The organism is Marinomonas pollencensis, from assembly GCF_003387375.1.
GTDB classification, from domain to species: domain Bacteria; phylum Pseudomonadota; class Gammaproteobacteria; order Pseudomonadales; family Marinomonadaceae; genus Marinomonas; species Marinomonas pollencensis.
Window position 1 is genome coordinate 24,464 of record NZ_QUNG01000012.1, and the last position, 11,916, is coordinate 36,379.

At 44.8% G+C, this 11,916-nt stretch carries 15 protein-coding genes; 12 read left to right on the forward strand and 3 right to left on the reverse strand.

What is annotated here, in order from left to right:
• From hisG to DFP81_RS14630, 3 genes are read left to right on the forward strand one after another with little or no spacing between them, the layout of a single operon-like run.
• The gene (gene hisG, locus DFP81_RS14620; RefSeq protein WP_115898648.1) at nucleotides 1–645 is read left to right on the forward strand and encodes an ATP phosphoribosyltransferase; all 645 of its coding nucleotides are present in this window, start codon (nucleotides 1–3) and stop codon (nucleotides 643–645) included.
• Nucleotides 646–1,995: a histidinol dehydrogenase gene (hisD, locus tag DFP81_RS14625; RefSeq protein ID WP_115898649.1), complete on the forward strand. Its 1,350-nt coding sequence runs from the start codon at nucleotides 646–648 to the stop codon at nucleotides 1,993–1,995.
• On the forward strand, nucleotides 1,988–2,542 hold the full coding sequence (locus DFP81_RS14630; RefSeq protein WP_245959182.1) for an SRPBCC family protein: 555 nt from the start codon (nucleotides 1,988–1,990) through the stop codon (nucleotides 2,540–2,542). Before hisD ends, DFP81_RS14630 begins: the two co-directional genes overlap by 8 nt.
• Here DFP81_RS14630 and DFP81_RS14635 read toward each other — a convergent pair.
• The gene (locus DFP81_RS14635; protein WP_115898651.1) at nucleotides 2,536–3,603 is read right to left on the reverse strand and encodes a S1C family serine protease; all 1,068 of its coding nucleotides are present in this window, start codon (nucleotides 3,601–3,603) and stop codon (nucleotides 2,536–2,538) included. The two genes, DFP81_RS14630 and DFP81_RS14635, sit on opposite strands and share 7 nt — an antisense overlap.
• Before the next feature lie 14 nt (nucleotides 3,604–3,617).
• Here DFP81_RS14635 and DFP81_RS14640 point away from each other — a divergent pair, with 14 nt between their 5' ends.
• Complete coding sequence (locus DFP81_RS14640; RefSeq protein ID WP_115898652.1) at nucleotides 3,618–4,382, forward strand: Nif3-like dinuclear metal center hexameric protein; 765 nt, start codon at nucleotides 3,618–3,620, stop codon at nucleotides 4,380–4,382.
• Between the two features lie 51 nt (nucleotides 4,383–4,433).
• Here DFP81_RS14640 and DFP81_RS14645 read toward each other — a convergent pair whose 3' ends face one another.
• Nucleotides 4,434–4,886, reverse strand: coding sequence for a Z-ring associated ZapG family protein (locus DFP81_RS14645; RefSeq protein ID WP_115898653.1), 453 nt, complete (start codon nucleotides 4,884–4,886; stop codon nucleotides 4,434–4,436).
• Nucleotides 4,887–5,015: 129 nt separating this feature from the next.
• Here DFP81_RS14645 and zapE point away from each other — a divergent pair, with 129 nt between their 5' ends.
• The 8 genes from zapE to DFP81_RS14685 all read left to right on the forward strand — a co-directional run bounded on the left by zapE (nucleotide 5,016) and on the right by DFP81_RS14685 (nucleotide 11,233).
• Nucleotides 5,016–6,116, forward strand: coding sequence for a cell division protein ZapE (gene zapE, locus DFP81_RS14650; RefSeq protein ID WP_115898654.1), 1,101 nt, complete (start codon nucleotides 5,016–5,018; stop codon nucleotides 6,114–6,116).
• 156 nt (nucleotides 6,117–6,272) lie between these two features.
• The gene (gene rplM, locus DFP81_RS14655) at nucleotides 6,273–6,701 is read left to right on the forward strand and encodes a 50S ribosomal protein L13 (protein ID WP_115898655.1); all 429 of its coding nucleotides are present in this window, start codon (nucleotides 6,273–6,275) and stop codon (nucleotides 6,699–6,701) included.
• Nucleotides 6,702–6,715: 14 nt separating this feature from the next.
• The gene (gene rpsI, locus DFP81_RS14660; protein ID WP_115898656.1) at nucleotides 6,716–7,108 is read left to right on the forward strand and encodes a 30S ribosomal protein S9; all 393 of its coding nucleotides are present in this window, start codon (nucleotides 6,716–6,718) and stop codon (nucleotides 7,106–7,108) included.
• Nucleotides 7,109–7,340: 232 nt separating this feature from the next.
• Nucleotides 7,341–7,925 carry a ubiquinol-cytochrome c reductase iron-sulfur subunit gene (gene petA / locus DFP81_RS14665; RefSeq protein ID WP_115898657.1) on the forward strand — a complete coding sequence of 195 codons (585 nt, stop codon included), beginning with the start codon at nucleotides 7,341–7,343 and terminating at the stop codon, nucleotides 7,923–7,925.
• Complete coding sequence (locus DFP81_RS14670) at nucleotides 7,925–9,160, forward strand: cytochrome b (RefSeq protein WP_181903109.1); 1,236 nt, start codon at nucleotides 7,925–7,927, stop codon at nucleotides 9,158–9,160. The genes petA and DFP81_RS14670 overlap by 1 nt, the downstream gene beginning before the upstream one ends.
• A 3-nt stretch (nucleotides 9,161–9,163) precedes the next feature.
• Nucleotides 9,164–9,934 (forward strand): cytochrome c1, encoded by a 771-nt coding sequence (locus DFP81_RS14675; protein ID WP_115898658.1) that lies wholly within the window; start codon nucleotides 9,164–9,166, stop codon nucleotides 9,932–9,934.
• A gap of 101 nt (nucleotides 9,935–10,035) precedes the next feature.
• Nucleotides 10,036–10,668 (forward strand): glutathione S-transferase N-terminal domain-containing protein, encoded by a 633-nt coding sequence (locus DFP81_RS14680; protein ID WP_115898659.1) that lies wholly within the window; start codon nucleotides 10,036–10,038, stop codon nucleotides 10,666–10,668.
• 181 nt (nucleotides 10,669–10,849) lie between these two features.
• Nucleotides 10,850–11,233: a ClpXP protease specificity-enhancing factor gene (locus tag DFP81_RS14685; RefSeq protein WP_115898660.1), complete on the forward strand. Its 384-nt coding sequence runs from the start codon at nucleotides 10,850–10,852 to the stop codon at nucleotides 11,231–11,233.
• 86 nt (nucleotides 11,234–11,319) lie between these two features.
• Here the strand turns inward: DFP81_RS14685 and DFP81_RS14690 are convergent, their stop codons facing one another.
• On the reverse strand, nucleotides 11,320–11,913 hold the full coding sequence (locus DFP81_RS14690; protein ID WP_115898661.1) for an SIS domain-containing protein: 594 nt from the start codon (nucleotides 11,911–11,913) through the stop codon (nucleotides 11,320–11,322).
• Nucleotides 11,914–11,916: the final 3 nt, after the last annotated feature.

The window sequence follows — 11,916 nt, forward strand, 5'->3', positions numbered from 1 at the left end:
ATGAGTAACACATTAACAATCGCGCTCTCAAAAGGGCGTATTTTAGGTGAGACATTACCACTGCTGGAAAAAGCCAATATTATTCCGGCTGAAGATATCCATAAAAGTCGTAAGCTAATTTTTGATACTAACCATGAGCACATAAAGTTGGTGATTTTGCGCGCCACAGACGTGCCTACCTATGTAGAGCATGGTGTGGCGGATTTTGGTGTTGCCGGTAAAGATGTATTGATGGAGGCATCCACAAAAAACCTGTACGAGCTGGTGGATTTGAAAATCGCTAAATGCCGATTGATGACAGCAGGCGCGGTGGGTGCTGAGTTGCCAAAACGCCGTTTGAAGGTGGCGTCTAAATTTACCAAAACTGCGAAAGCGTATTTTGCTGAGCAGGGCGTTCAAGCGGATGTGATCAAGTTGTATGGTGCGATGGAATTGGCGCCTATTATGGGCTTGGCTGATTTGATTGTTGATATTGTAGATACTGGCAACACACTCAAAGCAAACGGTTTGGAGCCAAGAGACTTTATTGCGGACATTAGTACCCGTTTAGTGGTCAATAAAGCGGCTTATAAAACGAAATATGCTCAAATTGAGCCCATCATCGAAATGTTGCGTGGGGCTGTCGAAGAGAACGAGGGCAAGTAGTTGAAGTTAAATATTAGAGAGTTTACAACGCAGTCAGAAGGGTTTTTAGCCGAGTTTGAAGCCTTGCTTGCTTGGGACTCCGTTTCGGATGTTACTGTGCAAGAGAGTGTCGCAAATATCGTCACTCAGGTGCGTAAAAAAGGAGATCAAGCGGTTATTGAGTTTACCAACCGCTTTGATCGTCGCGATGTGAGCGCGGCGAGTGAATTAGAAATTTCACGTGAAGAAATGGCCGCGGCCAAATTGCGTGTGAGTGATGAATTGGTCGCTAGCCTTGAGGCTGCTGCTAAGCGTGTTAATGATTACCATGAGCATCAAAAGCAGCCATCTTGGCAATATCAAGAGAGTAATGGAACCATACTGGGGCAAAAGGTAACACCTTTAGACCGAGTAGGGGTTTATGTTCCAGGTGGTAAGGCGGCTTACCCATCGTCTGTGTTGATGAATGTAATGCCGGCGAAAGTGGCTGGGGTTAGTGAAATCATTATGGTTGTGCCAACACCAGATGGTGTGGTCAATGACATTGTATTGGCGGCAGCTTACATTGCTGGCGTGGATCGAGTCTTTACGATAGGTGGTGCGCAAGCCGTAGCAGCTTTGGCTTACGGTACAGAAACCATTCCTAAGGTGGATAAGATTGTTGGCCCAGGCAATATTTTTGTCGCCACAGCCAAGCGAATGGTATTCGGTGCTGTGGGTATTGATATGATTGCTGGACCTTCTGAGATTTTGGTGGTGTGTGATGGCAAGACCAACTCTGATTGGATTGCGATGGACTTGTTCTCGCAAGCTGAGCATGACGAAGATGCGCAATCTATCTTAATCTCGCCTGATCTGGACTTTATTAAAGCGGTTAAAGCTTCAATGGAGCGTTTAATTGAGACCCAAAGTCGTAACGCCATTATTCAGGTTTCTTTAGAAAACCGTGGTGCGTTTGTTCATGTTAAAGACATGGATGAAGCCATGGACATTGCCAATATTGTCGCAGCAGAGCATCTTGAATTGTCGGTTGATGAGCCAGAAAAATGGGCGCAAAAAATTCGTCATGCTGGTGCCATCTTTATGGGTCGTCATACGCCAGAAGCACTGGGTGATTATTGTGCGGGTCCAAACCATGTGTTGCCAACATCAGGAACAGCGCGTTTCTCATCGCCTTTGGGTGTGTATGACTTTCAAAAGCGCAGCTCGTTGATCAACTGCTCTCCTCAAGGGGCCAGTGATTTGGCAAAAATAGCTTCGCCATTGGCTCGTGGTGAGTCACTAGAAGCCCATGCCATGTCAGCAGAATATCGTATTTTAGCAGATGCTGTTAGTGCTGAGAAAAGTGCGCAGGAGGCAAAAGGTGAGTAAGAAGTCTTCTTCTCACCCTAAGGCGTTGTATCAGCTTCGTAAGGTCACTAGAGTTTCTGCGTTAGTGATCTTGGCGGTTGTGGTGCTAGGGTTTTTCTTGCCAACTGACTATCGTGTAGAGCGCAGCATTATCGTTAATAAGCCGCATGATGTGGTGGTAAATGCTTTGCTTGGTGGGCATTCTTTGCCTGACTGGATGTTTATTAGTGGTGGTAAAGTTGATCAACATGAGGGCCTTTTTCAGCCCGGCGATAGTGTGTCAATTTCCTATGCGGATTCAGCCGATAAGGGAAGTTTGACGTTTACTACAGTAACCACCAATACGATTGCTTTTGATGTGCAGCCTAAAGCGGGTGTCGATCTGGTTCGCAATACCATTTACGTGAGCGGAGATGACGCTAGCACCAATGTCGATTGGGAAATAGAAGGGCAGCTAAGGGCGGGTTTTCTAAGTCCTTATCTGGCCTTTTTTGCAAATAGAATTGCCGGCAGTAATTTCGAAGCGAGTTTGCAGCGTTTAAAAGAAAAAGTTGAAATAGCTCAATAATCAATGCTTTGCATTGCGGGTTGTGTTTCTAGCTTGATATTAGCTTGGTACGACTGTCTTCCTCGGTAACCCAATAGTGAGATGGTCGTTCCAGGTTTCATTGAGGCAATCAAATTTCGTGTTTTAAATGGGTTGTCGCTGGTGGCGTTGTTGATTTTGACAATAATGTCGCCTATTTCTATACCTGCTTTATCGGCAGGGCTTTCTTTCGTAATCTCGCTCACAATTAAACCATGCTCAACGGGTAGGGCGAGGCTTTTCGCCATTGTTGAGGTGATCTTCTTAGCGTCCATTCCCAAATACGCGCGTACCACTCGGCCGTGCTTTATCAAGTCATGCATCACTTGCACCGCATCATCAATAGGAGTGGCGAAGCCGATTCCTTGAGAGCCGCCACTGCTGGAATAAATAGCGGAGCTGATGCCAATTAGCTCACCTTGCAAATTAATGAGTGCACCACCTGAGTTGCCAGGGTTGATCGCGGCGTCGGTTTGAATAAAGTTCTCGTAGGTGTTTAGGCCGATACTGTTACGGCCTTTTGCGCTGATAATGCCGGAAGTAACGGTTTGGCCAATACCAAAAGGATTGCCAATGGCGAGGGTTTTATCGCCAACGGAAATGGCATGGCTGCTACCCAGTTTGATGGGGGTAAGGTTTGGCTCATCTATTTTGAGTACGGCTAGATCGGTTGAGGGGTCCGAGCCAATAAGCTTGGCCTCAATCTGACGTTCATCATGTAGGCCAACCACAATTCGTTGGGCATTTTGAATGACATGGTGGTTGGTTAGTATAAAGCCATTCTTGGAGACGATCACCCCTGAGCCTAGGTTGACGGTTTGGAGGTGTGAATGATCTTTTAGTGGGTTGTCTTGCAGTGGCGTGTTTTTAGCTTGTACCTGAGTGTAAATGTTAACAACCGAAGGTGCTGCTTTTTCCACTGGAGCGGCATAGCTGTTTTCTGCCACTTTATTCTTTTCTTGAATAAGTAAGGTGGTAAGTCCTATACAAGTGCCAAAGAGAATGGCGATAATAAGCGGTGTCCACTGATTTTTCTGATTCATAGATAGAGGTTGTTTTGCTGCGAAGTGAATTTAAGCTGTTATTAGATCGTACGTTGAGTCCGCACCTTTTTAAAGATTATGCGCCCAATGGCCTTCAGGTGGAAGGGAAAAATACGATTGAGCGAGTGGTGACTGGGGTGACGGCAAGTCAGGCGCTGATAGATGCGGCTATTGAGCATGGTGCTGACGCTATTTTTGTGCACCACGGATACTTTTGGAAAAACGAAGCGCCAGAAATAACCGGCATGAAATATCGCCGCCTTTCTGCCTTAATCAAAAACGACATTAACCTCTTTGGTTACCATTTGCCGTTAGATGCGCATCCTGTGTACGGTAATAATGCCGGGCTCGCGGATGCGATAGGGTTAACGGTCGAGCGCCGACCTTTGCAGCCACATCTACCGTTGGCAGAAGCCATTGGTGTGATTGGCGAGCTGGATCAAGCAATGGATGCACATGCATTTAAGCTGCGAGTAGAAAAAGCGGTGAGTCGTCAAGTGTTGCTAGAAAAGGTATCTGACAAGCCGATTAAAACCGTTGCTTTGTGTACTGGCGGTGCGCAAGGTTACATTGAACAGGCTTATCAAGCAGGGGCTGATGTCTTTATTACTGGAGAAGTGTCGGAGCAGACGATTCACATCGCCCGTGAATTGGGTATTCATTTCGTTGCTGCTGGGCATCACGCAACTGAGCGTTTTGGGGCGCAATCCATGGCGCTCTTGTTACGCGAAGAATATGGCTTGGACGCGGTATTTATTGATATTGATAACCCAGCGTAAGATGGCTGGAATGAAAAAAAAAGAGGCTGATTAATTCGCCTCTTTTTTTTATTAAATTGCTCTGGTGGGTTCTACTGATTCGGGTTTGTTTTTTAACCCGAAGTCTTCGCTGAGCATACCTTGCTCCGCGTCACTTTTCAGTGCGTAGTCGCGCGGTGGTTCGGTAATGTCTTCTTCGACAACATTGGTGCTTTGTGAGTTAATAGAAGCCGGTATGTCGATGTGACTTAATTGGCTGGCACCTGAAGAGAGGTTTTTTCTTAACTCAGCTAAGCGTTTTTCAGCGGTTAGCAAATGCTCATTACTGTCTGAAAAGAAGTTGTCAATGATGACTTGTTTCTTATCGAGTTCTTGTTGCAAAGATTTAATTGTAATGGCATTCGAGCTAGAGGAAGAATCTTTCTCTGTGCTTTTCGAAGTGATGCTTTTTAACGCAAGTGCAATGGCAAAGCCGACAATGGCGCCAGTGACGAAAACAATAACGTTGAATTCTTCCAAGTTCATGATGTACTCCCAAAAATCAGAGGCTATTATAGCCGAAATCCTCTTTACGATAACACCTTGCTAGGTGTTGTTTAAGTCTCTATTTGATAGAATGTGATTTATTAATTCAATTGCAACGAAAGAGCAACGATGACACCTATTACTCGATATAAGCAGGATTTAGAAAAAGAAGATTTTCATTACGACCCAGCACAGGAAGAAGCAGTAGAAGCACTTCAGGACTTGTTTGATCGATTGGTAGCAAAGCAAAACCAGACTTCTTCAGGTGGTTTGTTTGGACTGTTTCGTAAGAAAAAAGACGTTGAAGTGGAAACGGGTTTGTATTTTTGGGGGGGAGTAGGGCGCGGTAAAACCTATTTGATGGATACTTTTTTTGAGTGTCTGCCAACTGAGAAGAAAATGCGTTTGCATTTCCATCGCTTTATGCAGATGGTGCACCAAGAAATGCGCAAGCTTGAGCATGTAAAAAATCCATTAGAAATTGTCGGTAAGCAGATCTCTGAGAAAGCCCAAGTATTGTGCTTTGATGAGTTTTTTGTGACCGACATTACCGATGCGATGATTTTAGCTGGACTGCTGGATGTGTTGTTTAAAAATGGCACCACCCTAGTGGCCACCTCCAATATTGAGCCAGATGGCTTGTATAAAAACGGTTTGCAGCGTGCGCGCTTCTTGCCAGCGATTGATCTGGTGAATAAGCACACCAAGGTATTGAATGTTGACGGTGGCGTTGATTATCGTTTGAGAACCCTGAAGCAGGCTAAGCTTTACCATTACCCGCTGACTGTTGAATCCGATGACGTGCTGGCGACTCGCTTTATGAGTTTGATTTCAGATGCCTCACACATTGAAGAGAATGGCGCTGTGGAGATCGAAGGACGCCAAATTCCTTTCGTTAAAAGCTGTGAAACGATGGCCTGGTTTGATATTAAAGCCTTGTGTGACGGGCCGCGTAGTCAGGTAGACTACATCGAAATTGCCAAGCTCTACTCAACCGTTTTGATTGCAAATTTGCCACAAATGGATGCCAGTCGAGATGATCTGGCGCGCCGTTTTATTAACCTTATCGATGAGTTTTACGACCGTCATGTGAAGGTGATTATTACTGCGGATGTTGCTATTCCAGACATCTATACTGGTACGCGTTTGGCTTTTGAGTACGACCGAACTGTGAGTCGTTTATTGGAAATGCAATCTGAAGAGTATTTGTCTTTAGAGCATCGCCCATAAAAGCGTCTTTCGCCTTTATTCTTAGCTTGCGTTGGTATATACTTCGCACGCCTTTTTAAAGGTAAGTGTACGTTATTAAAAAACGAAAGTGCTTTAATAACCAATAATAATAGGTATAGCGTATTTACCGAATACGCGTATTGAAAGGGTTTTTTGATGAAAACTTTTACAGCTAAACCTGCTGAAGTACGCCGCGACTGGTTCGTGGTTGATGCTGAAGGCAAAACTCTAGGCCGTTTGGCTACCGAAATCGCTCGTCGTTTACGCGGTAAGCATAAAGCTGAATACACTCCTCACGTTGACACTGGTGATTACATCGTTGTTATTAACGCTGAGAAAGTTCACGTTTCTGGTAACAAAGCAGCTGCGAAACAATACTACCGCCACACTGGTTACCCAGGCGGCTTGCGTTCTATGAATTTCGAGAAGTTGATTGATCACGCTCCTGAGCGCGTTCTTGAAATCGCCGTAAAAGGTATGTTGCCAAAAGGTCCTTTGGGCCGCGCAATGCACAAGAAAATGAAAGTGTACGCTGGTACTGAGCATCCACATGCTGCTCAACAGCCTCAAGCCCTTAACATTTAATACGGAAGATCATTATGTCAGCTACTCAATACTACGGTACAGGTCGTCGTAAAACGTCTACCGCTCGTGTGTTCCTTAAAGCCGGTACTGGTAACCTAGTTATCAACAACCGTTCAATTGATCAGTACTTTGGTCGTGAAACTGCTCGCATGGTTGTTCGTCAGCCTCTTGAGCTTGTTGAAGCTACTGAAAAGTTTGATGTTTACATCACTGTTAAAGGTGGTGGTATCTCTGGTCAAGCTGGTGCGATCCGTCACGGTATCACACGTGCATTGATGCAATACGACGAAACACTACGTCGCACTCTACGTTCTGCTGGTTACGTTACTCGTGACTCTCGTGAAGTTGAACGTAAAAAAGTGGGTCTACGCAAAGCACGTCGTCGTCCTCAGTTCTCAAAACGTTAATTTTCGTTTTCAGATTATCAAAACGCTTGGTGTTTATGCACCAGGCGTTTTTTTTGCTTAAAATTTAGTGGCAAACTAAGAAGACATAGAGTTAAGTGCCTTTATTGCATAAAATGCGTTTAGCTCTATGGCTTTGTTGTGCTAACTATCGGCTCGATTCTGATGTGCAGAGCGTTTTTTGGAGTCGGTGATAGCTTAAAAACTGATAAAGAGTGTGCTGCTAGTGACAAGAATGGTGAACAAAAAGCGTCGTCAATTTCTCATCGGTTCTACTTGTACGTTAGCCGCGGTAGGGGGTGTTGGTATTGCGACGCCATTTATTGCGGCTTGGCAACCAAGTCGTCAAAGTCGAGCCGCTGGCGCGCCGCTTCGGGTGGATATTAGCAAGCTAGAGCCTGGACAGCAGATGACAGTGGAGTGGCAAGGGCAACCGGTTTGGGTGGTGAGAAGGAGTGCTCAGAGTGTTTCCGAATTGTCTGATTTGACCTCGTATTTGGTTGACCCTTTCTCGCAACAAGCTCAGCAGCCCAGTTACGCACAAAACCTATATCGCTCACTTAAGCCTGAGATTTCTGTTTTGGTAGGGGTGTGTACCCATCTTGGTTGTTCGCCAATTTATCACCCAGAGCACTCCGCTCAAGACCTTGATGGGGGGTGGCGTGGTGGTTTTATCTGCCCTTGTCATGGTTCGAAGTTTGATTTGGCAGGTAGAGCGTATAAGCATTTTCCTGCTCAATCGAACTTGGTTGTACCGCCTTATTATTATAAAAGCGAGACTCTGCTTGAGATTGGTATCGATGGCGAGGTAAATGGTTGATGGCATTGCTGGGCAAATTCATTACTTGGTTGGATGACAGGCTCCCGATTAAGTCATTCTATAAAAAACATTTCACAGACTATTATCTACCTAAAAACCTCAACATCATGTATGTGTTTGGGGTGTTGGCGCTGTTATTATTGGTTAATCAGCTGTTTAGTGGGATCTGGTTGGCCATGAGTTACCAGCCATCGCCAGAGAAGGCGTTCGCCTCGATCCAATATATTATGCGTGATGTGCCATATGGTTGGTTGATACGCTATCTCCATACCACAGGTGCCTCGGCCTTATTTATCGTCTTGTATCTGCATATTTTGCGTGGCCTATTGTATGGCTCTTATAAAAAGCCGCGAGAACTGGTTTGGTTATTTGGTATGACGCTTTACTTTGTCATCATGATTGAGGGCTTTTTAGGCTATTTGTTGCCGTGGGGACAGATGTCGTATTGGGGAGCTCAAGTTATCACCTCAATTTTTGGCAGTATTCCTGTTATTGGTCCAGGCTTACAAGAGTGGGTTCGTGGGGACTATTATGTTTCTGCGGCGACTTTGCAGCGATTTTACGCCTTGCATGTCATTGCCTTTCCGTTATTGTTGTTGGCATTACTGTTTTTGCATCTTTCTACCTTGCGTCATGTGGGCTCCAATAATCCTGCAGGAATCGATATCAAAAAGTATCGGGACCACAATGGTGTGCCTTTAGATGGTGTGGCGTTCCATCCGTATTTCGTCACAAAAGATCTCGTGGCTATCGGCGTCTTTATGTTGTTATTTTGCTGTGTGGTGTTCTTTTATCCCACTATGGAAGGGTATTTTCTTGAGCCGACAAATTTACAGCCTGCCAATAGATTGCAGACCCCAGAACACATTTCTGCGGTATGGTATTTCACGCCTTTTTACGCCATGCTGCGTGCCGTCACTTTTTCTTTGTTTGGCTTCGAGGCAAAATTTTTAGGGGCTTTAGTGATGATGCTAGCTGTTTTAATGCCTTTCTTTTTGCCTTGGTTGGATCGCAGTGCCGTTACTTCTATTCGCTATAAAGGGCGTTTAAGTAAGTTGTTTATGGTGCTGTTTTGCTTAAGTTTCGTGGTCTTGGGGGTGGTAGGGAGCTTGCCTGCATCGCTGGCATCAACGCGACTTGCTCAGGTCTGCTGTGTCTTCTATTTTGCTTATTTTTTACTGATGCCTTGGTACTCCCGTTATGAAGTGACTCGGCCTGTACCGGAAAGGATTTAATGGATGAGCATTTTATGGCATCGCTACGTATGCTGGTTCGGTCTAGTGATTTTATCGCCGATGCTGTTTGCGCAAGGAGAGGGGGTGACTAAAATAGTGCCGGATTTGCAGGATCTTGAGTCGTTACAGCGCGGTTTCGCACTGTATTCAAATTACTGTTCTTCTTGCCATCAACTGGAATATGTCCGATATAATCGAATTGCGGAAGATTTAACTATTCCTAAATCATTATTTGCCGAAAATTTATTGCCAAAATATGCTAGAATGGGCGACCAAATTACATCAGCAATATCAAAGTCCGAGGCGAAAGCTTGGTTTGGTGTGGTTCCGCCAGATTTAACGCTGGCAGCAGGTCTCCATGATCCTAATTGGATTTACCGATACTTGCAGGGATTCTATCAAGATAAATCGCGTCCTTTTGGCGTGAATAACCGAGTCCTCCCGAATTCAATGATGCCAAATGTGTTAGAGCATTTGCAGGGAGAGCGTTGGTTGCGTTGTAAAGACAAAGCGCGCGATTTTGATGGTAAGCATGCCACATCCGTTACATTGGGTGATTCGAACTGTGTTATTGTTGATGGCGAAATAAAAGGTCAATTAACAGACCAAGAATTTAAAAAAGTAGCGTATGATATCGCCAATTTTTTGACTTACACTGCAGACCCTTCAAGGTCTAAAAGGGAGTCACTTGGATTGAAAGTGCTGCTTTTTATTGGTTTGTTTACGCTTTTTGCGTATCTGCTGAAAAGAGAGTTTTGGCGGGATCTTGAATAAAATTATCGACTGATCAAGGGGCTTTGTTGAAGCGGGCTTGGTTGGTCATTTTAATCGTTGGCCCGGTTGGGTCTGTGTTGTTTTTAAGATAGGGGTTATACATGGGTGTTATTGCTAAGCGCTCTTCAATGACGTTCTTCTCCGATGGTGAAGATCACTACAGTCATCGAGTACGTATCGTGCTGGCTGAGAAAGCCGTTACTGTTGACATCATTGATGTGGACCCATTCAATAAGCCAGATGAATTGGCTGATGTGAATCCATACAATGAATTGCCAGCATTAGTGGATCGTGATTTGGTTCTTTATGAGCCAAACGTAATGATGGAATATTTAGATGAGCGTTTTCCTCATCCGCCTCTATTGCCTGTTTACCCTGTTGCTCGTGCGGAAAGTCGTTTGTACATGTACCGTATACAACGTGACTGGGCGAAATTGGTTGATTTGATTCTTTCTAGTAAAGACAAAGAAGCGGTTGCGCAAGCACAAAAAGAGTTGCGAGAAGGCTTAATCAGCGTGTCTCCAATCTTTGAAGAAAAGCCGTATTTCATGAGTGAAGAATTTACCATTGTTGATTGTTGTCTTGCACCTATCTTATGGCGTTTGCCAGCGTTGGGTGTGGATATTCCAAAAGATCAAGCGGCTTCTTTGCATAAATACATGGACTTGGTTTTCTCTCGTGAATCATTCAAAGAGAGCTTGTCTGAAGCAGAGCAGGAAATGCGTCTAGACTAATGTGTCTGATGTAGATGAAAAAAGGGGCTGTTGTGGCTCCTTTTTTGTATCAGCTGTGTGCGAAAGTAGCATAGATTAGTCTTGGTTAAGCTGTCTGTGACGGGCTGGCCGAGTTGGAAATAAAGTAAAAACGCGTATTACTTTGGCCTTATTATTTAAGGTGAAAGATGTAGGAGTTGTAATGTTACCTAAAAGATCTTATTTGCTGAATGCGGCGTATCAGTGGGTATCTGATAATGACATGACGCCATATCTGTTGGTTGATGCTGAGCAAGAAGGTACGGTGATTCCAAGAGAATTTGTTCAAGATGGGCAGATCGTGCTTAATATTAGTATGTCTGCGGTGCGACATTTGATTATGGACAAAGAGGCGGTTTCTTTTGAGGCTCGCTTTAGTGGTAAGCCGATGCAAGTATATGTGCCGATGAAAGCGGCATTGGCGTTATACGCGAAAGAAAATGGTGATGGCTTTGTTTTTCCTGACGAAGAGTTTCCGGATAGCCCGACAGAACCTACGCCACCAAAACCAGAAAAGAAAGCCTTCACATTAAAGGTTGTAAAATAACCTGAGAATGGGATTAAGGTGCAGCATCGATCGATGCACTGTAAAACAAAAAAAGAGCCTGAGGGCTCTTTTTTTGTTGGTGTTTATTACTCTTCGTAGCCAAACAGCTGGCGTTCAAGTAAATCAATTAAGGTGTGAATGACGGTAATTTGGCATTCGTGAACACGTGCTGTGCCTAATAAATTAATTTTAATTTCGGTGTCGTCGCGAGAGGTTAAAGAAGACACGTTTTTGGCTTCTGGGCTGGTGAGCGCGACTATGTTCATTTTTCTTTCATGGGCCGCTTGAATCGCTTGGATAATCGGAGAGGTATTGCCTCGATTGGCAATCACAAACAAGATATCTCCAGGATTGCCGATGGCAGTAATTTGCTTAGAGAAAACGTCATGGTAACTGTCGCTATGGGTGATAGCGAGCAAGGCAGCGCCGTCTCCACTGAGATTGATGGCAGGTAACCCCGGTCTTTCCCTGTCCATTCTGTCTAGCATCAGTGTACTAAAATACTGGGCGAGGTGTGAGCCTGTGCTGTTGCCTACACAAATGACCTTACCGCCGGCGGCGACGCTAGAGAAAATAACTCGAGCGGCGTGCTCAATATAAGGTGGCAAGCTTTCTAATGCTTGTTGTTGAGCCTCAAAACTTTGGGCAAATTGTGTGTAGATCGCTTCTTGAAAATCCATAGT